This is a genomic window from Oscillibacter sp. PEA192, assembly GCF_003574015.1.
Classification (GTDB): Bacteria; Bacillota; Clostridia; order Oscillospirales; family Oscillospiraceae; genus Oscillibacter; species Oscillibacter welbionis.
Window position 1 is genome coordinate 1,974,155 of the sequence record NZ_AP018532.1, and the last position, 24,567, is coordinate 1,998,721.

A 24,567-nucleotide genomic window follows, 5' to 3' on the forward strand; every position below is an offset into this window, starting at 1 on the left:
CTTTCCAGCAACCAACGGTTGCCAACTGGGTTTTTTATCCTTTTTTGAGGTTTCCATGCCCCGGAATGTCCGCTCACGCTGCGCCGCTGCACATATCACGTTGGACTTTCAAGGGGGGCCGGGCAACACCAAACAGGGGGATGCCGCCTCCTTTTCAGCCCAGTAGTTGGTCTTGCGCACAGAACCGACATCCCACCCCGCTTGGAAATCGGCCCTATGGTATCATCTCCGGCAGGGGCTGTCAAGCCTGCGGTCCCGGGCAAAAAAGCAGCCGCAGAGCGTTGCTCTGCGGCTGTTTCATTTGGTTTTACAGGCCCCGCCACTCCTCCGGCCGGAGGCGGCTCAGGTCGTGCTCCGCCGCATCGATGGTGCGGAGCATGGCCTCCTTGTCCCGGTTCAGCGTGCCCTTCAGCACCAGGTAGTTGCTGGCGTGATTCATCCGGAACACGCTGCCGGGGCTGTCCAGATGCTCCATCAGCAGCCGGGTTTCCTCCAGCACCTGGGGCTGGGTCAGCAGTTGGAAGCTGCCGTCCCGCACCCAGTCGTAAAGGGGCGTCTCCGGCTCCACCATCAGCGTCAGCATCCCGATATACTCCGGGTTCATGGCGTTGAAGGCCTCTGCCGTCTCGATGGCGTGGCGCTCCAGCAGCTCTGGGCCGCCCAGGCCCGTGATGGCGGTGACGGACAGCGCCATGCCGCACCGGCGGACCTTCCGGCCCATCTCCACGATCTCGGCGGACATGTGGCCCTTGCGCATCCGCTTCAAAACGTCGTCGCACCCGGACTCCAGTCCCATGTAGACCATGGTCAGGCCCTTGTCCCGCAGCGTCCGCAGCTCCTCCTCCGTCCGGATACGGATGGAGGCAGGGGACGCGTAGCTGGTGACCCGCTCACACTCTGGGAACAGCTCCCGAATGGTGTCCAGGATGGTGTAAAGCTCATTCGCTTTCCGGACTAATGCGTCGCCATCTGCCAGAAACACCCGGTCCACCCGGCGGTACACGCCCCGGGCGATGCGGAAGTCCTCCAGCACCTCCTCCAGGGGACGAATGGCGAAGTGCTTCTCCTTATACATGCTGCAGAAGGCGCAGGTGTTGTGGCTGCACCCGTAGGTCACCTGGACGATGAGGCTGTACGCCTCAGAGGGCGGACGGTAAACGCTTCCCTTGTATCTCATACGCCCAGCTTCTCCAGGGCCGCCATCTTCAGGCAGACGCACAGCACGGCGATGGCCTGCTCCAGCTCCTCAACAGGGGGCAGGGAAGGCGCGATGCGGATATTGCTGTCCTGGGGATCCTTGCCATAGGGGAAGGTGGCGCCTGCGCCGGTCATGGTGACGCCCGCCTCCTTGCACAGGGCCAGCGTCCGCTTGGCGGTGCCGGGCATGGCGTTCAGAGAGACGAAGTAGCCGCCCTTGGGCCGCCGCCAGGAGGCGATCTCCAGCGGCGCGATCTCCCGGTCCAGCGCGTCCACCACACAGCGGAACTTGGGGCCCATGATGGCGGCGTGCTTCTTCATCAGCTCCAGGGTGTGGGCCTTGTCCTTGAGATAGAGCACATGGCGCTGCTGGTTCACCTTGTCGAAGCTGATGACCTGAACGGTGAGGAGCTTTTCCATGTAAGCCATGTTGGCCTCGGAGCAGGCAAAGCAGGAGATGCCGGCGCCGGGCAGGGTCACCTTGGAGGTGGAGGCGAACTCGAACACCATGTCGGCGTTGCCGTATTTTTCACACTCCGCCAGGATGTCCGGGAACTCCACATAGTCCCCCTCGAACTCATGGATACAGTAGGCATTGTCCCACATCAGCAGGAAGTCCGGGGCGGCGGGCTTCATAGAGGCGATGCGCCGGATGGTCTCGGCGGAGTAGATGATGCCGTCGGGGTTGGAGTACTTGGGCACGTTCCACATGCCCTTGACCGCCGGGTCCTGGATGGCCTTCTCCACCGCGTCCATGTCCGGTCCCTCGTCCGTCATGGGGATGGTGACGAGCTCAAAGCCAAAGGACTCCGTCACCTTGAAATGCCGGTCATAGCCGGGGGCGGGGCACAGGAACTTCACCACGGGCTCCCTGCACCAGGGGCGCTCGCTGTGGAGCAGGCCATGGGTATAGGCCTTGGAGATGGTATCGTACATCAGCTGCAGGCTGGCGTTGCCGCCCACGAACACCTGCTCCGGCCGGCAGCCCAGGATCTCCGCGAACAGCCGCTTGGCGGCGGGCAGGCCACTGAGTTCGCCGTAGTTACGCACGTCGACGCCGTCGGACACGTAGTCTTCCGGCTTCTGCATCAGGCTGAAAATATCGCTGACCAGATCCAGCTGCGCCTTACCGGGCTTGCCCCGGGCCATGTTCAGATTCAGTCCCCGGGCCTTCAGCTCCTCGTACTCCCGGGTCACCTCGGCGTATTCCGCCTTCCGCTCCTCGGCGGTCATCTTGGGATAAGCAGTCATTACAGCGCTTCCTTTCTGTTGAAAAATCTTTACAAATCCAATTCAGTATATCGTTTTTTCAACAAACTTGCAACCCCATTTCTCCTGGGCGCAAACACGAAAAGGGCCCCGCCGAAATGGGCGGGGACCCTGTTCCGCTTTCCTCAGCAGCCGCCGCAGCCGATGCAGCTCTCTGCGCAGGTGATGGTGGGGTCGCAGGTAGAAATGGTCGTGCCGTAGCGGACCGGGATGGAGACACAGACCTTCTGGGTCATAGTCACGGTGCACATGGTTCCGTCTGCATTGGTGGCGCAGGTGATGGTGGGATTGCCCTGACAGGTGACGGTGGGGCTGCCCATGACTGCGGTGGGGGACAGGATCACGGAGGCAGTCACATCCACACACTGGGTACTGACCTTGTTGCAGCCGTTCAGGGGGCAGGATTCTTCGGACTGATATGGTAAAATGGGCTCATGCTCATAGGCTTCATTGATACGCAAAGGAATTCCCTCGTTTCATGGAAATTATATCCGGCGTTTCCGCCCTGGATACAACCCATCTTATGCGCGGCAACGCCTGACTGCGCCTGTCAGCTCTGCTGAAATTCTGCAAGGGCCCGCCGCAGGAAGTTCTTGGTCTCCGGTCCGCAGAAGGCGGCGTCCACCGCCGCCTCCTGGCAGGCCAGCAGTTCCTCACGGCTCATATAGGCGAATTCTGCGGCCCGGCGCAGCTCCTCCGTCAGGGTCAGCCCGCCCAGGAAGGTAGGATCGTCCCGGCTCAGGGTCACCACCGCCCCTGCATCCAGCAGACGCCGCAGGGGATGATCCTCCCGCCGCCGGTACAGCAGTGTCAGGTTGGAGGTCAGGCAGATGTTCAGCGGCACCCGCTCCCGCACCAGCCGGGCCGTCAAATCCGCGTCCTCTGCCGCCCGGACGCCGTGGTCCAGCCGGTCCGCCTCCAGGAGATCCAGGGCGTCCCGCACGCCATCCGGCCCGCTGCTCTCCCCGGCGTGGGCGGTGCGGCCGAAGCCCGCCGCACCCGCCGCCAGGAACGCCGGACGGAACCGCTCTCCCGTTCGGCCCGCCAGGGCCTCGTTCCCGTCAATGGAGAGGCCCGCCAGCCGGTGGGTCCGGTGGGCTTTCATATCCTCCACCAGGGCCATGGCCTCCGCCCCCGTCTGGGTGCGGGAGAGAGACAGCGTGAATCGGCAGTCTGCGCCGCCCTGTGCCGCAGCCCGGTCAAACCCAGCGGTCACCGCGGCGATGATCTCCGGTACCGAGAACTGGGGCCAGTGGGTGGGGTTCAGGATCATCTCGCTGTACAGGATATGCTCCCGTCCACTCTCCAGCGCAGCGTGCTCCGCCGCCTCCGCCAGCTCCTCCGGCGTGCCCACAAAGGAGCAGATGTTGTCCAGAAAGGCGAGGAAGTCGCTCAGGTCCTCAGCAGAGCAGTCGTACAGCCGCTCCGCCGGGCGGGGCAGCTCCCGCCCCTGCCGGGCCGCGAACCGCGCCAGCATCTCCCCCGGCATGGTGGACTCCAGATGGACATGGAGCTCCACCTTGGGCATGCGCGTCAAAAAGGCAGTCAGATGTTCCATTGCGTTTGCTCCTCTGGTTGTTTTTTCTATAATGAATGTAGGGCACCGGAGGGAACCTCCGGATCCGCTGTTTTCCATTATACCATACCGGCGCCGATGTGCCAATCCCCGGAAAATACCCTTCCCTTTTGTCAGAGCCGTGCTATAATTCTGTTAGGATCATGTAAATATTTCAGGAGGAGGGCTCTCCATGGGTGAAGAACAGGAACAGAAATTCCACCAGCTCACAGAAGAACCGGTGAGCCGGGTGATCTCCCATCTGGCCGTTCCCTGCATCATCAGTATGCTGGTGACCGCTTTTTACAACATGGCGGACACCTTTTTTGTGGGGATGCTGCGCAGCAACGCTGCCACTGGCGCTGTGGGCGTGGTGTTTTCCATGATGGCGGTGATCCAGGCTGTGGGCTTTTTCTTCGGCCACGGCAGCGGCAACTTCATCTCCCGGGAGCTGGGGCGGCGCAATACGGATTCGGCCTCCAACATGGCGGCCACCGGCTTTTTCTCCGCCCTGTTCACCGGACTCCTCATCTGCGTTTTCGGCGAGATCTTCCTGACGCCCCTGGCCGCGTTCCTGGGCTCCTCCCCCACCATTCTGCCCTATGCCAAGGACTACCTGCGCGTCATTCTCATCGGCGCGCCGTGGATGACCGCCTCCCTGGTACTGAACAACCAGCTGCGCTTCCAGGGCAACGCCATCTACGGCACCATCGGCATCGCCAGCGGCGCCGTGCTGAACATCGGGCTGGATCCCCTGCTGATCTTCGTCTTTGACCTGGGAGTGGCGGGCGCCGCCTGGGCCACCATCATCAGCCAGTTCGCCGGGTTCTGTCTGTTGCTGGCGGGCTGCACCCGGGGCGCCACCCTTCACATCCACATCTCCCGCGTCCAGCTGAAATGGTCCTACTTCAAGCTCATCATCCAGGGCGGGCTGCCTTCCCTGGCCCGGCAGAGCTTGGCCAGCGTGGCCACCATCTGCCTCAACCACGCCGCCATGCCTTACGGAGACGCGGCCATCGCCGCCATGGGCGTGGTCCAGCGGATCACCACCTTCGGCGCCTCCGCCATGATCGGATTCGGCCAGGGCTTCCAGCCGGTGTGCGGCTTCAACTACGGTGCCCGGCTGTATCACCGGGTGAAGGAGGGCTTCTGGTTCTGCGTGAAGGTGGCCGCCGTCTTTCTGCTGGTGATCGGGGCACTGGGGTTCGCCTTTGCACCGCAGCTCATCGCCCTGTTCCGGGATGACCCGGGGGTCATCGCCATCGGCACGGTAGCCCTGCGGTTCCAGTGCGTGACTTTCTTCTTCCAGGCGTGGATCACCATGAGCAACATGATGCTCCAGACCATTGGGCGGACCGTTCCCGCCACCTTTGTCGCCATGGCCCGGCAGGGCATTTTCTTCATTCCCCTGGTGTGGCTTCTCTCCCTGTCCCCGTTGGGACTTCTGGGCGTCCAGATGGCCCAGTCCGTCTCCGATCTTCTCACTCTGGCGGCGGCTGTCCCCATTCAACTGTATGTACTGCGCCAGATGTCACAGATGCAGCCCGCCAAGGTTTGAACCCGAAACAGGAAAAAGCACCCTGCGGCCGACGGCCGCGGGGTGCTTTCAGGTTGTCTTACGGTCCTCTCATGCGGGCAGCAGCGCCTCCACCGCGGCGGCCAGCGCCTCACCCTCCCGAATGGCATAACTCCAATCCGGATCCTGATAGACGGCGAAGAGCCCGTCCTCCATGGAGAGTACCACGTGCAGGGCCTCCTCTCCGCCGACGACGTTCACCTCCACCATATCCCGGAAGGAATGCGCCGGGAGTCCGCCCCGGGAAATCAGACCGCGGGAGGCGCCCTCCAGCAGATCCAGCACCTCGTCCCCGTCCACCTGGGACGAGATCTCCTGTCCCCGGTAATAGAGCGAGGTGAGCCGGTACTCCACCTCCTCGTCCAACACGGGAGCCGACAGGGACAGCACCACCGCTCCGGCCGCCACTGCCAGCACCGCAACGATCAGCACCACAATGCTCTTTCGCATCCCATCACCTCCTGTTTTTTCCATTATATCCGGCTCCGCTCCCCGCTGTCAAGCAAGAAAGCGCCGCCAAAGGCAGCGCTTTTCTGTTCGGCTCCGCGGCGCGGACAAGCTGTTATTCCGCAGGTTCTGCCCGGCGCAGAGCCTCATCCGCCGCCGCCAGCTCCGGAAAGACGGGCGACCAGAGGCGGAAGCACCGCCCTTCGATCATGCGCCGGTAGGCAAAGGAATCCCGCACCCGCTCCGGCAGGAGGACGCCAGCCCGGCACTCGTCACCATCCTCGTGGGTGTCAGACCCTGCCAAGCGCAGATACTCCGGGTGGCGCTTCGCCAGCTCCAGGGCCCGGTCGTTATGGTTTTCATGGCGGGGATGGGCGTTGAGGATCTCCGTGCCGTGGACAGCATCTTCAAATACCGTGGTATTGCCGTCGCGGTAAGGGTGGGCGTGGACGATCAGTACTTGGTCGTGGAATTTCCGGTAGAACTCCCGGGCGCTCATGCAGCACAGATATGGGTTCGCCCGCAGCCACGTCTCGTCAATGCCATAGACCAGATAGTCGTTGTCGTTCTCCGGGAAGCGCAGCTCCGCCCCCAGGATCACATCCAGCCCCAGTTCGTCTCCCCGGGCCTTGGAGGCCCGGTAGCCGGCAAGATAGTGGTCGATCACATGGTCCCAGTTGTGGTCCGTGTCAATCCGGGACAAGTACTCCGGGTGGAGGTGATCTGTCACCACCAGGCCGGAAAATCCGTGCCCGGCATAGCGATCCACCACCTCCGCCGCCGGCAGATGGCCGCATTTGCTGGTCTCCGCCGTGTGGGTGTGGGGGTCGTAGAGATACTCTTTCATAGCTGATCGCCTCTTCTTATCCGTCAAGCAGTGCGCCGCGCCGCAGAACGGCAGACGTCTCTCATGTCAACGCCCTGCAGGAGCTGCGCTTCACCAGACTGGGCATCAGGATCTGATGGACGTAGCCCTGGGTGCCCCGCTCGATCTTATCCAACAGAATCTCCACCGCCTGAAGGGCCATCTCCCGCTTGGACTGCTCCACCGTAGTCAGGTCGATCCGCGGCATGGCGGCAGATGCGATGTTGTCAAATCCCATCAGACTCAGCTGCTCCGGCACCCTGATCCCAAGCTCGTCCGCCGCCCGCAGAATCCCCAGGGCGTTGGAGTCCGTGGAGGCCAGGATGGCCGTATAGTCCAGGGGCTTGGTAAACAGCTCCCGGGCCAGCTCATAGCCGCCGGCCACTGAGGAGCGGGGAAAGCTGCTGTCCACAATCCGCGGTGTCAGCCCCATGTCCCGGCAGGCCCGCAGGTAGCCCTCTGCCCGCAGCTGGTGGGTGACGGTGTGCCTGCGGCCGAAGTACAGGATCTCCCGGTGCCCCAGGCTCCGCAGGTATTCCATGGCCAGGTAGGTGGCCCCGGTATTGTCCGTGGTCACACAGCTGAGGGGTTCGTCCCGCAGATCCTCGCTGAGGAAGACCGTGGGCACCTGCTCCGTGTAGACCCGGAGCTCCTCACAGCTCCGGTGCTCCTGGGGGACGATCAGCATCCCGTCCACCTGGCGGCCCACCAGCAGCTTTACCACCGCCTTCTCCTGCCGCAGATCCGGCCCGGAGTTGCACAGCATGAGATTGTAGCCCCGCGCCCGGGCGCTCATCTCCGCGTGGTACGCCAGCTCTGCCATGAACTGATTGTCAATAGAAGGCACTACCAGACCGATCAGCTCCTAATGTGTCAAGTAAAACATAAAATTTTTAAGTGCGCTGCACCGCTACTTTCATGCGGGCTCCCAGGTTGATTTTAGCGCATTCAAAATATGAAAACCCATCTCACACTCCGCAAAGGCATCGTCGGTATCATCGGGGACGATGATTTTAACTCCGGCTTTCTGAAACTTATCAGCAAGATGCGGAAGATCGTAATAGTTCCTCGACAGTCTATCCAATCTACGAACGACAACGCCATCAAAGGTGCGGGCGGACAACTGGGCGAGCAGCCTCTGGAGTTCAAAACATTCCGCAAGGACTCCCGGGGCATTATCTTTGAAAACATCTACAACCTCATGCCCGTGCTCGTTTGACCAGCGCCTTAATTCCTGCTCTTGATAGGAAATCGCATTCCCGGCGTCGTCGTTTGCAATTCGTATATATAATGCGACCTTCATACAGCTTTCCTTTCTCCGTAACCTTGTCCGGTAAACAGGTCCTCAAACTTCCATTGGATTTCAATATGCTCGTTACAAAAAATTTTCACGCGGGCAATCGCTTGATACATGCTCTCCACCAGAAGCGCCCCGTCCAGATGCGTGGCATAAAGGTATTGGGACAACTCCTGTTTGGCAGACTCTCGCTCCTCAATCTGTGTCCGTTGCTCCTGGCGCTTCAGCTCAATTTCTTTGCGCTTGTCTTGGAGGTGTTCAATTCTTATGGCCAGGGCAGCCTTTTGTTCTACAAAAGTCCCTCGATCTAAGTCACCGTTGCGGTATGCTTCGTAGTATTGGACTTTTTGCGCTTGGCAAGCGGCAATCTCGCGATCAATTTTTCCCATCATCTCTGTCCAGTTTTCGGCTGGGTGGCCGTCGCCTTGAAGCGCCAGCTCTTTTGCCCGCTCTCCGAGCAAATATAACTGGGCCTTATAGACCGGCAGCATGACGGCCTCTAAATCTGTTTTGCTCCATCGGATATTCGAGCAGGCGGCGTTTTCCTGGTATAACTGGGTATCACACGCGAAATAGGTATCAAGGCCGTAAGACTTTCTCAATTTTCTGCCGCAATGCCCGCAATAGAACACTGTATCGCAAGAGGGAGGAGATTTTCGTTCAGGCTTTTTAACCGCCCTTATCATGGCGTGGGCGGCGTCAAATTCTTCTTTTGTTACAAGGGCCTCGTGCGCATTTTCGGTGACGATCCATTCTTCTCGGGGGACCCGGCGCTGGTTTTTGTCGCGCATATACCGGTTCTCGCGTGTGTGATTGGTCATCACCCCGGTGTACTTATCATTTTTTAGGATGTTCAGCACAGTGACATGCGACCACATCAGCTCCCGATCCTGGCACGCTGGCCTCAAGCGGTGCTGTTTATAGGCCAACGGCGTAAGCACCCCACGGGTGTTCAATTCCTTTGCGATTTGAGAGGTGCTTTTGCCCCCGATGATTGATTGGAAAATCTCTCGGACAATAGGTGCCGTGTTTGGATCAGGCACCATCAAATGCTTGTCACCTGGGGCTTTTTGATAACCGTAGGGAACATGATTGATAAACCGGCCATTTTTCATGCGGGAGCGCATTGCAGAACGGACCTTGATGGAGAGATCCCGGCTGTAATTTTCATACATGAAATTGCGAAAAGCAATATCCATCCCGCCGGTTTTCCCCTCATACTGCTTGCTGTCGTAGCCATCGTTGATTGCGATGACCCTGACCCCCAAAAAGGGGAAGATATGCTCCAGATAGTCGCCCACATCCAGATAGTTTCTGCCAAACCGGGAAAGGTCTTTGACGATGATACACTTGACCTCTCCACGCCGGGCAGCTTCGATCATCGACTGAAACTGCGGCCGGTCTGTGCTGGTACCTGTCAGCCCATCGTCGATGAACTCCCTGATTTGAACTCCAGAAAACTCTGGATTATCCTGAACATATTCTAAAATTACCTTCCGCTGGTTGCCAATAGACTGGCTTTGATCGGCAAGGCCATGAGCACGGTTAAAGTCCTCCAGGGAAGTCCGCAGGTAAGCGGCGGGCATATCCGTCATGCTATGCCACCTCGCTTTCCAAAGCCTTGCAGTGCGCCCGGATGCGGGATAATTCATCCTGGAACAAGAACGAGACTTTGATGGAGCCGTCGGCAGACAGCCGGATCTCTCCGATAAATGCCGTGACCAATTCTCTGGACACAGTTTCCACATTTTTGTATTGTTCAATCAGAGTCATCCAGTTTTTAGCGCAATCCGACACTTGGCTTGTAAGGGTAAGCCGCTCTCGGAGTTGACTGATCCGATCCTGTAAGGAAGCCACTTCCTCCTGGTATTTGCCGCGGGCAAATGTGTATTCCTCCCGCGTCAAGAGTCCCGTCCGGTAATCGCTATAAAGCGATGTCGCATACCCCTGCTTCCGCTTAATCTGCTGTTCGAGCTGTTGCAATTCATTTTCTTCGGCATGGACAGGTAGCTTCGCTTGTTGCTTCGATAGCCTCTCCAGTACCTGCTGCGCATCACAAAAGAGGTCCATCTGTATTTTCAGAGTTTTTAATACCGCAGTATCTAAATCACTGCTGCGTATCGCTTTTTTGGTGCATCGCAGTTCCCGGTGTTCCTCATAGGTGGGGCAGATATAAGAGAAGTACGCCTTTTTGTGGTTTTTGCTCAGATTGCGATATAGCTTCATTTGCGTTCCACAGTCTGCACAGACCAGCCTTTCCCGATAGGGGTTATTGCCCTTGGGAAGGTGGCTGCAGGCTCCATAGCTGGCGTTATACGCCTCTGCCCGCGAACGATTGATTTCCTGCACCTGATGGAATAGGTCTTCAGAAATAATCGGATCATGCGTATGGTAAGAAATATCCCACTCAGACTCCGGGGTGCGATGAGCGGGTATGCCATGCACCAGGCTTGCCGTACACTTTCCTTGGGCCAGATGCCCAATATAGACGATATTGCGGAGAATATCGATAAGCACATGGCGATTCCAGAGGAGAGAACTGCCTTTCTTGTTATTGTTGGTGATGATCCCGTGCTCAAACCGATAGCGGCCCGGCGATGGAATATCCTGCTCATTGAGGCGCCGTGTAATCGCCCCGTATCCGAGCCCTTCGGCGCGCCATTGAAATATCTGTTGGATGATCGGTGCGGTTTCGGGGTTTATAATCAGGTGGTTTTTGTTGGCAGGGTCCTTCATATAGCCGTGCGGGGCATAACTGCCAATATACTCTCCATTTTGTCTCTTGGCCTTTAAGGTGCTGCCAGATTTTAAGGAAATATCCTTTGCGTAGTAGTCATTTACAATATTTTTTAGAGAAACGGAAAATTCGTCCTGGGTCTTGACCACAGCCGTATCATAGTTGTCGTTGACCGAGATGAAGCGAATGCCCAGTTTGGGACAAATCCGCTCCAGGAAACGGCCCGTTTCAATATAGTTGCGGCCCAAGCGGGAGAGGTCCTTGACGATAATGCAGTTAATCCGCCCGGACTTAACATCCGCCATCATTCGCTCCCAGTTCGGACGATCAAAGTTTGTCCCAGTATAACCGTTGTCGATATACCGCTCTACGATCTTCAATTCCGGATGACCGGCGACATACTGCTCTATGATGGCGATTTGGCTTTCAATCGGCTCCCCATCCGCTTTGCCGTTGTCCAGCACGGATAGTCGGCCATAAAGTCCGGCGTCCCATAAGGCCCCTTGGACCTCCGGGAACATGGGGGATGCGTGGACTCTTTTCTTCCTGGCCATGCTCAACCCGCCTCCTTTTCAGCGGCGTGCCGTGTCTGCACCTGTTCCCGCAGGAACGCAATCACATCGGTCAGTTGGTCCTTGTAAAGCAAGGTGACGGTAATCTTTTTATCGGGGTAAATGTGAATTTTGTCAATCAGATTGACGACCACCGTGCGAGTGAGCTTGGCAAGATTTCGATATTGACGGAATTGAGCCAGCCATCCCGTCTGGTTGACAAGACCAGCTCGGACGGCATCCAGTTCTGTTTTCAAACCAGAAATATCATCTTCGATGAAAGAAATCCTTTCAGAAAAGTCCTGCTTCATGTGCAGAAACTCATCTTGGGTGATCAGCCCGTCTCGAAGATCCTCGTAAACGCTGGTTTTCAGCGTTCTATATTTGGCAATTTCAGCTTCCTGTGCAGAAATAGCCACTTCCAGACGCATAATCTCCCGACGCTCCCAGGCCAATGCTTCAACCTGTCCCAGCGCCCGGTCTACATCCAAAATCAGTTTGATCTCAGATTGAAGTGTAGTAAGGACAGCCGCTTCCAGCTCTCGCTCCGAAATGTTCCGCCCCTCACATCCTCCTACTTTTTTCGCTGTGGGACAGGCGTAGTAGGCATATTTTTTCCCGTTATAAGAGACGGATTTCCGCTTTGCCAGTGCGCCGCAAGTCCCGCAGAAGACACGCCCGGACAGAGGATATACCGTATCGGAGCCTGGTGCCCGACGGCCATCCTCCTGCATCAATCGCTGTACTAATTGGAACTCCCGGGCTGGGATAATTGCCTCATGAGCGTTCTCGATACGGCTCCACTCACTCTTGTCCTTGATGATAACTTTTTTTACTTTATAGTTTGGAGTTGTGCGGCGGCCTTGGATCAGAACACCCGTGTAGAGCTCGTTGGTCAAAATACGGATCACCGCTTTCGGACTCCATTTGCTCCGGCTACTGGTCTGAAAGGCGGTTTTGTATTTGATCCCAATGGAGCGTTTATACTCTGACGGTGGCAGGACCCCGCGGCCGTTCAGCTTCTCAGCAATGGTGACAGGGCTCATGCCCTCAATCTTCCACTGAAAGATCTCGCGCACATATTCACCGGCCACCTCGTCTATAACCAGCTTATTTTTATTTTCCGGGTCGCGCAGATAACCGTAAGCTGTATAATTGGCAATGAACTCGCCGTCTTGGCGACGGCTTTCAAAACTACTCCGCACCTTGATGGAGATGTCTCTGCTGTATGAGTCATTCAGGAAATTTTTTACGGGCAGAACAAGGCTGTCCCCGGTGGAATGATTTAAGCTGTCGTAGTTGTCGTTGACTGCGATAAAGCGTACACCGAGCTGGGGAAAAATTTTCTCAATGTATTTTCCTGCGTCAATGTAGTCACGACCAAACCGAGAAAGGTCTTTCACGATAACACAGTTGATTTTACCGGCCTTAACAGCTTCCATCATTTTCTGGAAGTCCGGACGATCAAAATTTGTTCCGGTATAACCGTCATCACAAAACTCCGCTACCAGCTTGATATTCGGATTTTGAGCGACAAATCGTTCAATTATAGCCCGTTGGCTGGAGATACTGTCGCTCTCCAGCTTATCATTGGATAAAGAAAAGTCGCCATCTTCCTTAGAAAGTCTAAGGTAGTCGGCGGCTTCATAAATCATATCTGCATTTAGCATAGCTACCGCTCCTGTCGAGATATTGACGGCCAGGCCATCATGACGACTGGAGTTTCACTGATTTTGTCCATGCTCAGTTTACCACAGCGGGTCAAAAAAGTCCAGCCGCATTTTCAGGTAAATCCTCACAGGAGCGACAGCATATCAGCAAAGCAGTCGTTTAGGGTTGGACCACCCTCTGTATAGGCCACATTGACAACAACATCTCCCACTCTGAAGCAATAGGGATTTTTGATTTGCTGAAGAAATGACTGAATGCGCTCCGCTTGTCCCAAGCTGCTATCCAGCTTTACATCACGAATATCAACCAGTTCGTCGATGCTTTTATCAACCTGATGTTTTTCTGCCATGACCTCACCGCCTTGCAATCATTATTTCCAAGTTTTGGGCAATTATTCTAACGAAACAATAGCCCGTGGACATAGGAATAGGGATCGCCGCAATTACGGCGATCCCTATTTGTTCACACTGACATGATAACAGAAATAAATGATACTTACAAGCCCATACCCTCTGCTCATTTTCTTTCAGGTAAATGGCAATCAATCTGCATGGATTGTTGAACTTCCTCTTTCCCGCGCACCTAATCCGCAGAAGGCGGCTCGAACTTGTAGCCGCTGTGTGGTACGGTGCGGATGGGGTTTCCCGGCCCCATCTTCCGGCGAAGCTGGCTGATGATGTTGGCCACGGCCGCGCCGCAATGCTCCGGGAACTCGTGCCATACGGCTTCGTAGATCTGTTCCTGCGTGAAGACCCAGCCAGGGTGCCGGGCCAGATACGCCAGCGTAAAGAACTCCAGATGCGTAAGATTGAGGGGGTCTCCCCGCCACTTTACCGTCTGCCTGCGCAGGTGCAGCTCCAGGCCGGGAAAGGTGAGGATATGCTTTGTGGTGGGCGGCTCCACGACCTCGATTCCAGGCTCTTCCGCCAGGAAGTCCTTGATCCTATCCAGAATTTGTTCCTCGCCATTGGTAACGGATAAAATCAGTAATTTCCCCACGCGGGGTCCTCCCTCGTATAATAAGTTTCAAAGTTAATAGTTTCAGGTATCAGCAGGCTTTGAGGTGCCCGTGATACAATAGCTGTAGGACAGCAGGGTCAAGTTCTGAGTCCTCCGGTTGAGCCGTAAGGCTACTTCACTGAAAGTCTGTTCCCCTGAACCGGAAGTTAGCTGCAAACTCATTGGCTGTTTGCCTGGGACAAGACCGCCCTTTCAGCAGTGAGGGCTATCGCATTGGTCTGCCCAGGAATGATTCTGATAAGCGAGGGTGCCAGATGCTCCGGTTATCATGGGTATCTCAAAGCCTGCTGGCCTGAAATCTCCATGCGGGGAGGTGAAAATTGTGAATCCACTATTCGTTGGCATTGATGTGAGCAGCAAGAACAATGTGGCCTACCTGATGAAACCGGACGGCAGCAAACACTCCAGCTTCTCCGTGCAGAATAACCTTGGCGGTGCTAAACTGTTATCAGAGAGAATCGTATCGGCACTTGGCTCCATGCAGCTTGAGCGTGTGGTGATTGGCCTGGAGGCCACCTCCATCTACGGGGACAGCCTAGTCTATGCTCTTCGTGAGGATGGCCGCTTGGGGCGGTTTCAGAGGAAAATCCATGTTCTAAATCCAAAGCAGGTGCGGAAATTCAAGGAAGCCTATTCTGACCTGCCAAAGAACGACTGGGTGGACGCCTTTGTGATTGCCGACCATCTCCGTTTCGGCAGAATCAACAGGGAGGTCTACATGGACGATTACCGCTACAAAGCCCTGCAAACCCTTACCAGAGCCAGATTTGATGTCATCCAAAACTTGACCCGGGAGAAGCAGCGGTTCGCCAACTACTTATTCCTCAAATGCTCCGGCATGGCCCAGGACAAAGACATTCAGAACACCAGCGCCACCACCATCGCACTCATGGAACACTTTGAAACCGTGGATGACTTGGCGAATGCCGACCTGGAGGAACTGACTGCCTTTATTACTGAAACAGGCCGTGGCAAATTTGCTGACCCGGATGCTACCGCCAAGGCAGTTCGGGCTGCAGCCAAAGGCTCCTATCGGCTGCCCAAAACAGTAAACGACACTGTAAACCAAGCAATGGCTGTTTCTATTGCCTCCATGCGCGCCTTGAAAGGGCAGGTCAAAGTATTAGATAAGGCCATTGAACAGCAGTTTGAAATCATTCCGAACACTTTGACCTCCATCCCCGGTATTGGCAAGGTCTACTCCGCCGGTATCATTGCTGAGATTGGTGATATCCACCGTTTTGATTCCCAAGCCTCGGTTGCCAAATACGCCGGCCTTGTCTGGAACAGGAGCCAGTCTGGCGACTTCGAGGCCGAACACTCCAGAATGATTAAATCCGGCAACCGCTATCTCCGCTACTACCTGCTGGAAGCCGCCAACTCCGTGAGAAGATGCGACTCCGAGTTCCGGCGTTACTATGACCTCAAATTCAAAGAGGTCAACAAGTACCAGCATAAACGCGCACTCGCTTTAACTGCCAGAAAACTGGTCCGGTTGGTCTTTCGGCTGCTAAAGGACAACCGCCTGTATATCCCGCCGGAGGGCTGAGAGCGCAGCTTGCCACTCTGACTCATAGGCCCTGTTTCAAAATTTCTCAGGGACAGGGCTTTGGTTGGTGTTGCCTTTTTGCTGTCTACACAGTGCTTTTTACTCTGTTTCGCTTAAAATTTTCTTGCATCACCTACTTGACTTCATACCATTGGACTTTCTTCTGACTGCTTACCGGTCATTCCGGCTCCACCGCCCCTTTTAACAATTCAAAGGACCGCTGGCTGATGGTGTGCTCCATCCGGCAGGCCTCCCGTTCCGCGGTCTGGGGATCGACCCCGGCCGCGACAAGCTGGCGGGTGAAGAAGCAGTGTTTCTCGTAGGTCTGCTCGGCTACCTCCCGGCCTATATCGGTCAAGTGCAGGGAGAAGTCTTCATCCATCGTCAGGAAGCCGCCTTTTTTCAGGGTCGTCACCGCATGACAAACGCTGGGCTTGGACACCCCCATATGCTGGGCTACATCCACGGAGCGCACCATCCCTTTCTTTTTCTGGAGCATCAGTACAGCCTCCAGGTAGTCCTCGCCGGACTGGTGCAATGCCAAATAATCCGCCCCCTTTCTTTGGGAAACACTTCCTTTGACAAGGAGCCGGTCTTAGCAGGCCGGCTCCTTGTTGTATATTCAGTTACCCCAATAATGGATGCCGCAATCCGTTACTCTGCGGGCTGGATCAGCCGCGCATCAAAGAACATGGGCGTGCTGGAGAAATCATAGCCTGCGATTTTGTCCGTATTGTAGACAATCATATCCTTGACGAACAGCAGGGGCAGATCCAGCACATTGTCGTTGTCGAAGTTTAGCAGTTCATCGAAAATCTCCTGGACCCTGGCGCTGTCATCCGTAGTCTGGAACTCCTCAATCAGAGCCAGGAACTCGTCGCTGCCTTCCACAGCGGGGAGGCTGGGCACATGGGGAGAACGGGACAGCATGGGAATGAAGTAGTTGTGGGGGCTGGTATAGGGCTGCTCGGTGTTCCACATGATGAGGTCGTAGTTGCCGGCAACACCCTCCTGCCACCAAGTCATCATCTCCTGGCCTTCCGTCTCCACATTGATACCTACCGCCGCCAGTTGGCTCTTGACTGCTGTGGCCAGAGACTTGTTCAGAGCGTCCCCGGAGTCATAGGTGTATTTCAGGGACAGCGCCTGCCCATCCTTTTCCCGGATGCCGGTGGACTCATTCAGTACCCACCCGGCTTCATCCAAGAGCGCATTGGCTTTTTCAGGGTCATAGGTACGGACCACATTCAGTTCCACATCCGTATAGGGGATGCCGTCGGGGAACAGGTGGTCGGCGGGAGTTTCCTCACCGTAGGTCAGCCCTTCGGAGAGGGTCTCCTTGTCGATGGCGTAGGCCACGGCCTCGCGCACCTTCAAGTCGGACAGAACGCCAGAGGCGTTGAGTACCAGATTGCGGGTCTTGGAGTCGCTCTCCGCCACCGCACCAGCGATATTGGGGAGGGAGGTAGCCTGCTGGTAGTCGTCCCAGGTCAGAAGCGCGCTGCCGTAGATCAGGTCGATCTCACCGCTCTGGAGCGCCTGAAGCCGTGCGGAGGCGTCGGGAATGTACTTGACAATGACTTCATCATAATAGGGCTGTTCTCCCCAGTAGTTTTCGTTGCGGACAAAGCGGACATAGTCGCCGTCCACGATCTCCTCATACACATAGGGGCCGGTACCTACCACGCCATTCATGGACTGGTAGTTCCCTTCCTCCAGCACGGCGGGAGATACCAGGACCATGGTTTCCGGATAGCAGAAGTCCATCAGATAGGCAAAGTAGGGATTGGGATAGTGGAATGTCACTGTGTACTCGTCCACGACTTCAATGCTCTCCAGCTTGGCCGCAGCGGAGATATTGCTGAAATTAGGATTGGGGTGCGCAAATTCAAAGTCTGTCTTGACCGCCTCCGCATTGAACGGCGTCCCATCGTGGAAAGTGACTCCCTCCTTCAGATGGAAAGTCAGGGCCTTTCCGCCATCGGAAAACTCCCAGCTCTCCGCCAGGCAGGGGACGATCTCCCCATTTTCATAGTTAACAAGGCCCTCATAGCACAGCTTTGTGCCGATATTGTTCTGCACATCCATGTTGAGGGGGTAGAGGGTGTTTAGTTCCGCGCTGACCGCCGTGGTCAGGATCTTGGGTTCCTCCGCCGTCTGGCTGGAGGAGGGTTCCTGCGAGGTGGAGGGCGTTTCATTTCCACCGCAGCCTGCCAGTGCACCGCAGAGCAATGCACCGCACAGAGCAAGAGAAAGCAGTCTCTTTTTCATGGGTTTCTTCCTTTCATTTACTGTTTTATGCCAACACGGACAATCTGCCCGGCTTGCATCGTGAGAATGGTGTCGGACAGGCGGTAGGCGCTGTCCATATCGTGAGTGATAAGCAGAAAAGCACAGTCGAACTCCTGGTGGTATTGTTCCAGGACACGCATGACGGCATCGGCGGAGATCAAGTCCAACCCACTGAGCACTTCATCCAGAATAAGGTACTTGGGGCGGATGGACATGGCCCGCACCAGAGAGAGCCGCCGTTGCTCCCCTCCGGATAGTTGCCGGGCGGGAACTTCCAAAAGCCGCTCCTCCATGTGGGTCAACTCCATGAGCTCGCCAATGCGCTCCCGGCGCTGCCGCTTTGAGAGGGAGGTCAGGTTGACCATCGCCTCCTCCACATTGCTGCGGACAGAACGCATAGGATTCAGCGTCCCGCTGGCGTCCTGAAAGACCGCCTGGAGTTTTGTACGCCGTTTTCGCCAGTCCTCGGTGCTCCAGCCGGAGGTTTCCTCTCCATCCAGAGAGAGCGTCCCCTGGTCTGGGGGCTCCAGGCCGACCAACAGGCGGGCCAGGGTGCTTTTCCCGGAGCCGGACTCCCCCACCAGGGAGGTGAAGGAGCCGGGCTCCAGGTGAATGGACACATCCCGGAGTGCGGCAAAAGAGAGCCCATGTGCGCCAGCGTAAGTTTTGCTAATATGTTCGGCAATCAGTCCGTCCATGTCCATCCCTCCCTGTTCACCGGGCGGTTTGCCGCAGCATATTCCTTGGTCCACGCCTGTTTTGGGTGTTCCAGAAGTTCCTGCATCGTCCCCTGTTCGGTCAGCATTCCATGCTCCATCACATAGACCGTCCCGCAGAGGGCGCGGAGTGCGGCAACATCGTGGGAGATAAACAGGATGCCGGCGGTTTCCCGCTGCTTCTCCAGAAGCTCCAGCAAAAGTGTTCGATTTTCCGCGTCCAACGCGGAGGTGGGCTCATCGGCTAAAATGTATCTGGGGTGCAGGGCCAGCAGCAAAGCAGCCGCCGCCCGCTGAAGCATCCCGCCGGAGAGCTGGGCGGGATAGCTGTCCAGCACCCGCCGGGGCTGGGACAGGCCCAGTTCCGCCAGAAGCGCCTCTGCCTGCTCCACCGCCTCTTTTCCGGAAACGCCTGTCCTTAGCCGCAGAGTTTCTTCCATTTGACGCCCCATCTTGAGCCTGGGGTCAAAGGCAGTCATTGGATTTTGTGGGATAAAGCCCAGGGTCGTTCCGCACAGTTCCCGGCGCTTCCGAGGGGACAGGGCCCACAGAGATTGCCCATCCACCTGGATCGTGCCGCCGCTGACCTGACAGCCGCCGCTTAAAATGCCAAGCAGGGCTTTGAGCAGCGTGGTCTTGCCCGCTCCGCTCTGCCCGGTCAGACCCATCGCCGCTCCAGTCTCAATCTGAAAAGAGATCTGCTTCAAAAGCTGGGCGCCGTTCCGGGCTGTCACAGATAAGTTTTGTACCTCAAGCATGAGCGGACACCCTCCTTTCAATCCAGCGTCCCAGCGTATGGAATGCCATGGTACACACCACAATCATCAAAACCGGGTACAGCGTAAGGCCGGGATAAGAGAGCAGATAGTGGTGCGTCTCCGATACCATGCTGCCCCAGTCTACTACATTGTCGCCCATGCCCAGGCCGATGAAGGAAAAGCTGACGATGGACAGCGTCATATCCGCGCAGGAGAGGCAGATAAAGTGGAGGACATCCCAGACCAGATTGGGGAGGATATGGACAAACAGGATGCGGCGCGGCCTCGCACCGGAGGCCACCGCGCACATCACATAGGCTTTCCCTTGTTCGATCTCAGTCCGTGTCTGAACCAGCTTGATGACCCGCAGCAGCAGGGAGGCCGACACCGCCACTACCATAGTGAACACGCTGTTGCCCCAGGCAGCAATGAAGATAATCAGGTAGGCGATAGGGGGGATGGCGGTGACCGCGTTCAACACTCCCTCCAAAATCAGGTTTTTGCCGTTCTTTCCGCCGCCCATGAGCAGGCCGACCAGCGTTCCCAACACGGAAACCGTGACGGAGCCCACCAGGACGATCCCCAGTGTGGTCCGTCCGCCATAAAGCAGGCGGGACAGCACGCAGCGTCCCAGGTTGTCCGTACCGAGGGGAAACTCCGAACAGGGGGATAGAAATTTCTTGGTCAGGTCCACCAAATCAGGATCATTGGGAGCAAGCAGAAATCCAAAGGCACAGACACAAAGGACCAGGAGTGGCAGAATCAGTCCCATTTTTGATAGAAAAGGATACTTTCTCATGCCCGGCCTCCCACGGCCCGCATATCGCTTCTCAGGCCATATTGTAAAAGCTCCGCCGCTGTGTCCAAAAGCACCAGTGTCAGCGCCAGCACCAGAACTGCGGCATGGATCACCGGCGAGTCCCGCTTTACCACTGCGTCAATGATCAGATAGCCCAAGCCGGACAGGGAGAACACCCGCTCCACAATGGCCGCATTGGCAAGGCACAGCCCCAGCATCTGGGCGAAGCTGGGTAAAAGGTCCACCACGGCGTGGGGAAAGGCATGGAACAGAAGGATGCGGCCCTCTCGCAACCCGCGGCACCGCAAGTACATGGCATAGTCCTGCTCCATTTCTCGTTCCAAAGAGGCCGCCAGCATCTGCCCATAGAAGCAGATCCCCAGGACCGACAGGCAGAGCGCCACCGGAAAGTAGCGGGTAAAGCCGCTGTTCCCCGAGACACTGATCCAGCCCAGCCGCACCGCAAACAGGTCAATAAAGGCGGTGCCCAGGTAGAAACCGGGAACGGAAATGCCGATCATGGTCAGAAATGAGAGAATCATGCCTCCGGCCTTCTGCCGCCAGAGATACCCCAGCATCCCCACCCCCAGGACCCCAAGGGACATGATTACGGCGGAATACGCCACCACCGTTAGGGTAACCGGCACCGTTTTCGCCAATTCCTCCGTCACCGGGTTTCCCGTCCCCAGAGAAATCCCGAAGTCCATGTGGAGCGCATCCACTACCCAATCGAAATACTGTACCGGCAACGGCTTGTCCAGACCCAGCATGACGCGGGCCTCATCGATCTGTTCCTGGGTCACAATGGCGGAGTTGCGCTTCACATACGCTGTGGCCGGATCAATGGGAGAGAGGCGCATCAGCAGGAAAGAAAGAAGCGTGACTACAAACAAAGTCAGCAGGACAACAACAACCCTCCGAATGAGATAGCGCCTGGTCCGCTGCGCCATAAAACCACCTCCAAAAGTTAGTCGCTGCTAATCTGCTATCAAAGGAAAAGCGCACCGAACTCGATGCGCTTTCTGGCAGATGCCCCCGCGTACAAGGGTATCATAGCCGATTTTCAGTTGTTTCACCACTCCCGCAGGACGCTGTCTGCTCCTATAAGACAAAAACTTTTGCGGTACTCCGTGGGGGTGTGTCCTGTGTGCTGTCGGAACACCTCGGAAAACTTGCTGGCGTTCTGGTATCCCACCCGGCCGGCAATCTCCGTCACATCCAGTTTCGTCTCCCGCAGAAGCCCCGCTGCTGTGTGGATGCGGTATGACTGCAGGTAGGCATTGATGGTGGTGCCATATACCTCCTTGAAGCACTTTTTCATGGAGGTTAACGGAAAGGAAAAGGTCTGGGAGAGTGCTTGCAGGGTAATGCGGCGATCCAGGTGCTCTACCAGATACTGCCGGACTGATTTGATTTGTTCTACCTGGGCCCGGTCTACATACGGGCGTTCTTCTCCGTGTGCCGTGATCTCCGGGGAGCCGAGGAAGAGGAACAGCTCCATCACCTTGAGTTTGAAATAACCTGCCCGCAGATCCTCCGGCGCATGGTAAAGCTCGGAGAAGATGTGCTGGATGGACTCAGTGGCCCGCATGATGAAGCAGGAGTCACAGGCACACAGACGGTCCCGCATAGCAAAGAGGTCACAGTACAGCCCTTCTCCCAGCGCCTCCGATACCTGACGCAGCACCCTGTCCGCCACCGGAATATCCACCGCGATGGTGATGCCGTGGTAGTGGGACAGGGGAAACCAGGTCTCACGGGTCCGGTTGGTCATGACATTGACGGCCAGATCACCCTCTCCCAGATAGACCGCGCTCCCGTCTGAAAATTCGCACTCAAACCGGCCAAGCCGGCAGTGATTGATCTCCAGCAGGTCGGCCCGGGGGTCCTCCCGGTGCGCCACCCCGCAGGACATATGAATATCGTCATAGAGCAGTTCAATCCCTGGGAACACTGGGTATCGGGTGATGACGCCCTCTCCGGTCTCGTTTTCCATCTTGTAGACAGAACAATTCTTCCCCTGAATGATAGTCTGAGCCGCCTCCCCCTGCAGGACCTGGGTTTTAATCAGCTCCTCGTCCGCAAAGCGGACATGACTCAAGCTGTCTTGTTTCTCTTGGCTGTTGTACTCAATCAACCACACCACCTCCTCTAACGCGCTGCGAAAATATGCCTCGGTGCTCCTGGGTTAAGTTCGCTTGGGTTTTTTGGGAAACCATCCCCGCTCTACCCGCCGCGCCTGTTCTTTCAGCTCCCGGATGCTCCAGAGGAAGGCCACGCCCACAAGTCCCAAAAGGATAGAGAGCAGTCCCTGCACAAACAGCGCCAAGCCCAGGCAGATCAGCCCGCACAGGAGAAACAGCGGCCAAATCTTTTGAGAAAAGTGGTATTCACACCAGATTACCAGCGGATGAAAGGCCCCAATCACCAGCAGAGAGGCCCCTCCAACTGCAATCCCTTCCAAATTCAATTCCATAGAAGTCCCTCCCCAGCCCATGATACAACGGAGTCCGGCAGGCGGACAAGCCGCTGTATCAAGCCTCCAGCTTCCAGCTGTTGGCCTGGGCCCGGACATGAACGAAGTCAGCATACAGGCCCGGCTGGGCAATCAGTTCCTCATGAGTGCCCCGCTGGACAATGTGCCCGCCGTTCAGGACCAGGATCTGGTCGGCATTGCGCACCGTTTTCAGCCGGTGGGCAATCAGGATCAGAGTTTTTCCCTTTGTCAGAGAGGAAATCGCGGCCTGGAGTTCCGCCTCGTTTTCCGGGTCCACGCTGGCCGTTGCCTCGTCCAAAATCACGATGGGCGCGTCTTTGAGCATGGCCCGGGCGATGGAGAGGCGCTGCTTCTCGCCCCCGGAGAGGGAGCCGCCGCCCTCTCCCAAAACCGTGTCGTAGCCGTCCGGCAGGACTGTAATGAAATCGTGACAGCAGGCGGCTTTGGCGGCAGCCACCACCTGCTCATGGGTGGCGTCCGGGCGGCCGAACTTGATGTTGTTCTCCACCGTGTCGTTGAAGAGATACACCGACTGGAACACCATGGAGATGTTCTTCATCAGGCTGTCCAGCTTATACTCCCGCACATCATGGCCGCCCACGGTGATCCTGCCGCCCTGAACATCCCAGAAGCGGGCGATGAGATTGCACAGAGTGGTCTTTCCGCCGCCGGAGGGCCCCACCACGGCGGTGGTGCTGCCGGCGGGGACGGTAAGGCTCACATGCTCCAGAATGGTCCGCTCCCCATAGGCGAAAGAGACATCCTCAAACCGGACAGAGGCATCCTCCGGTTGAAGTTCCGCTCCGTCAATATCCATCACCGGCGTATCGTCGATGGAGTTGGCCTTATCCATGGAGGCGCCCAACATCTGGAGATTGTCCGCCATATTGCCGGCGCTCTCCAGTTCCGCATAGAGCATAAAAGAGGCAACGAGCATCAGCAGGCACCGGGTCAGGGGCAGGCTCCCACCGGAATAGAGCGCCAGAGCGCACACGGCCAGCGCCACGGCGAACAACCGCACCGTAATCTGCCGCAGGCCCATCCAGGGGGCTACGGAGTGCTCCAGCCCCAGGGCCTTTTCACAGCTTTCATCCACAGTTTTCTGCACGGCCTGGCCGCTGTCCTTGTCCAGTCCATAGGCCTTGACCACGCTCATACCCTGGATGTACTCCAGCACTGCCTCCACCAGCTTCATCTGGGCGTGCTGGCGGGCAGGGCCGGTCTTGAGCAGGGACCGCTGGCTCAACTCCGTAACCAGCAGATAGGCCAGGATGCCCGCGATAGCCAGCAGACCGAGCCTCCAGTCCACAAGCAGGATCGCCAGACACATAGCCAGGGTGTTGAGGAAACCGCCGATGACGCTGACCAGGCAGCGGGCGGCGTTGTTCTCCACATCCCCCAGTGTGGTGGTAACTACGGCGGTAATGTTGCCCAAGGAGTTGTCGTTGAAGTAGCCCATGGGGATGTAGCGCAGCCGGTCCCCGATATGGACCCGCTTTTCCGCCACCATGAAATAGCCCGTCTCCGTCTCCGCGTTGGTGGACCAGTACGAGCAGGCGGTCCGCCCCGCCACGGAAACCAGCATGATGCCGATCACGGGCCATATGCTCAAGTTCGCGCCGCCCACCAGAATCTCCAAGGTCAGCATCAGGGCCCAAAACTGGAATGCGGTGAACACAGCCCCCAGGAACGCCACCAGCATGGATTTTTTCAAAAGCCCCCTGCGGTTGCCCGCAAAGGCGGAAATTTTCCGAAGTACACTGAACATCTC

At 57.0% G+C, this 24,567-nt stretch carries 24 protein-coding genes; 2 read left to right on the forward strand and 22 right to left on the reverse strand.

The genetic code is table 11. The features are described from left to right. Positions 1-307: 307 nt before the first annotated feature. The 4 genes from DN611_RS09745 to DN611_RS09760 form a co-directional block, all read right to left on the reverse strand. A complete protein-coding gene (locus DN611_RS09745; RefSeq protein WP_025544024.1) occupies positions 308-1,177 on the reverse strand; it encodes a radical SAM protein in 870 nt (289 codons plus the stop codon). Next, complete coding sequence (locus DN611_RS09750; protein ID WP_021748374.1) at positions 1,174-2,448, reverse strand: aminotransferase class I/II-fold pyridoxal phosphate-dependent enzyme; 1,275 nt, start codon at positions 2,446-2,448, stop codon at positions 1,174-1,176. The genes DN611_RS09745 and DN611_RS09750 overlap by 4 nt, the downstream gene beginning before the upstream one ends. A gap of 143 nt (positions 2,449-2,591) precedes the next feature. Further along, on the reverse strand, positions 2,592-2,927 hold the full coding sequence (locus tag DN611_RS09755; protein ID WP_021751899.1) for a hypothetical protein: 336 nt from the start codon (positions 2,925-2,927) through the stop codon (positions 2,592-2,594). 89 nt (positions 2,928-3,016) lie between these two features. Next, positions 3,017-4,024 (reverse strand): adenosine deaminase family protein, encoded by a 1,008-nt coding sequence (locus tag DN611_RS09760; protein ID WP_158629679.1) that lies wholly within the window; start codon positions 4,022-4,024, stop codon positions 3,017-3,019. Positions 4,025-4,214: 190 nt separating this feature from the next. Here DN611_RS09760 and DN611_RS09765 point away from each other — a divergent pair, with 190 nt between their 5' ends. Then, positions 4,215-5,579 carry an MATE family efflux transporter gene (locus DN611_RS09765; protein ID WP_021750896.1) on the forward strand — a complete coding sequence of 455 codons (1,365 nt, stop codon included), beginning with the start codon at positions 4,215-4,217 and terminating at the stop codon, positions 5,577-5,579. A gap of 69 nt (positions 5,580-5,648) precedes the next feature. Here DN611_RS09765 and DN611_RS09770 read toward each other — a convergent pair whose 3' ends face one another. The 9 genes from DN611_RS09770 to DN611_RS09810 all read right to left on the reverse strand — a co-directional run bounded on the left by DN611_RS09770 (position 5,649) and on the right by DN611_RS09810 (position 14,164). Then, positions 5,649-6,047, reverse strand: a complete 399-nt coding sequence (locus tag DN611_RS09770; RefSeq protein ID WP_025544447.1) for a hypothetical protein — start codon at positions 6,045-6,047, stop codon at positions 5,649-5,651. Positions 6,048-6,159: 112 nt separating this feature from the next. Beyond that, on the reverse strand, positions 6,160-6,891 hold the full coding sequence (locus tag DN611_RS09775) for a PHP domain-containing protein (protein WP_119311199.1): 732 nt from the start codon (positions 6,889-6,891) through the stop codon (positions 6,160-6,162). Between the two features lie 61 nt (positions 6,892-6,952). After that, positions 6,953-7,756 (reverse strand): substrate-binding domain-containing protein, encoded by an 804-nt coding sequence (locus tag DN611_RS09780; protein ID WP_333637330.1) that lies wholly within the window; start codon positions 7,754-7,756, stop codon positions 6,953-6,955. Between the two features lie 69 nt (positions 7,757-7,825). Then, positions 7,826-8,212, reverse strand: a complete 387-nt coding sequence (locus tag DN611_RS09785) for a recombinase family protein (RefSeq protein WP_119311200.1) — start codon at positions 8,210-8,212, stop codon at positions 7,826-7,828. After that, positions 8,209-9,801, reverse strand: a complete 1,593-nt coding sequence (locus tag DN611_RS09790; RefSeq protein ID WP_160117422.1) for a recombinase family protein — start codon at positions 9,799-9,801, stop codon at positions 8,209-8,211. Before DN611_RS09790 ends, DN611_RS09785 begins: the two co-directional genes overlap by 4 nt. A gap of 1 nt (position 9,802) precedes the next feature. Next, a complete protein-coding gene (locus tag DN611_RS09795; RefSeq protein ID WP_119311202.1) occupies positions 9,803-11,497 on the reverse strand; it encodes a recombinase family protein in 1,695 nt (564 codons plus the stop codon). Positions 11,498-11,499: 2 nt separating this feature from the next. Continuing rightward, positions 11,500-13,164, reverse strand: coding sequence for a recombinase family protein (locus tag DN611_RS09800; RefSeq protein ID WP_119311203.1), 1,665 nt, complete (start codon positions 13,162-13,164; stop codon positions 11,500-11,502). Between the two features lie 125 nt (positions 13,165-13,289). Next, positions 13,290-13,514: a DUF6870 family protein gene (locus DN611_RS09805; protein WP_009259486.1), complete on the reverse strand. Its 225-nt coding sequence runs from the start codon at positions 13,512-13,514 to the stop codon at positions 13,290-13,292. Positions 13,515-13,747: 233 nt separating this feature from the next. Continuing rightward, complete coding sequence (locus DN611_RS09810; RefSeq protein ID WP_119311204.1) at positions 13,748-14,164, reverse strand: winged helix-turn-helix domain-containing protein; 417 nt, start codon at positions 14,162-14,164, stop codon at positions 13,748-13,750. A gap of 343 nt (positions 14,165-14,507) precedes the next feature. On the opposite strand from DN611_RS09810, the gene DN611_RS09815 reads away from it, so the two are divergent. Further along, on the forward strand, positions 14,508-15,734 hold the full coding sequence (locus DN611_RS09815) for an IS110 family transposase (RefSeq protein ID WP_009261591.1): 1,227 nt from the start codon (positions 14,508-14,510) through the stop codon (positions 15,732-15,734). 178 nt (positions 15,735-15,912) lie between these two features. Here DN611_RS09815 and DN611_RS09820 read toward each other — a convergent pair whose 3' ends face one another. The 9 genes from DN611_RS09820 to DN611_RS09860 form a co-directional block, all read right to left on the reverse strand. Next, a complete protein-coding gene (locus DN611_RS09820; protein WP_119311205.1) occupies positions 15,913-16,278 on the reverse strand; it encodes a metal-dependent transcriptional regulator in 366 nt (121 codons plus the stop codon). A 110-nt stretch (positions 16,279-16,388) separates the two neighbouring features. Next, positions 16,389-18,005 (reverse strand): nickel ABC transporter substrate-binding protein, encoded by a 1,617-nt coding sequence (locus DN611_RS09825; RefSeq protein ID WP_119311206.1) that lies wholly within the window; start codon positions 18,003-18,005, stop codon positions 16,389-16,391. Between the two features lie 17 nt (positions 18,006-18,022). After that, on the reverse strand, positions 18,023-18,724 hold the full coding sequence (locus DN611_RS09830) for a dipeptide/oligopeptide/nickel ABC transporter ATP-binding protein (protein WP_333637331.1): 702 nt from the start codon (positions 18,722-18,724) through the stop codon (positions 18,023-18,025). Next, positions 18,712-19,500, reverse strand: a complete 789-nt coding sequence (locus DN611_RS09835) for an ATP-binding cassette domain-containing protein (protein ID WP_055269816.1) — start codon at positions 19,498-19,500, stop codon at positions 18,712-18,714. Before DN611_RS09835 ends, DN611_RS09830 begins: the two co-directional genes overlap by 13 nt. Beyond that, complete coding sequence (locus tag DN611_RS09840) at positions 19,493-20,299, reverse strand: ABC transporter permease (protein ID WP_119311208.1); 807 nt, start codon at positions 20,297-20,299, stop codon at positions 19,493-19,495. Before DN611_RS09840 ends, DN611_RS09835 begins: the two co-directional genes overlap by 8 nt. Then, entirely contained in the window at positions 20,296-21,249 is a 954-nt protein-coding gene (locus DN611_RS09845) for an ABC transporter permease (protein WP_119311209.1), read from the reverse strand. Before DN611_RS09845 ends, DN611_RS09840 begins: the two co-directional genes overlap by 4 nt. 122 nt (positions 21,250-21,371) lie before the next feature. Next, positions 21,372-22,436, reverse strand: coding sequence for a helix-turn-helix domain-containing protein (locus tag DN611_RS09850; RefSeq protein WP_333637332.1), 1,065 nt, complete (start codon positions 22,434-22,436; stop codon positions 21,372-21,374). Positions 22,437-22,487: 51 nt separating this feature from the next. Next, positions 22,488-22,775, reverse strand: a complete 288-nt coding sequence (locus DN611_RS09855) for a DUF4491 family protein (protein ID WP_119311210.1) — start codon at positions 22,773-22,775, stop codon at positions 22,488-22,490. A 58-nt stretch (positions 22,776-22,833) separates the two neighbouring features. Then, complete coding sequence (locus tag DN611_RS09860) at positions 22,834-24,564, reverse strand: ABC transporter ATP-binding protein (protein WP_119311211.1); 1,731 nt, start codon at positions 24,562-24,564, stop codon at positions 22,834-22,836. Positions 24,565-24,567: the final 3 nt, after the last annotated feature.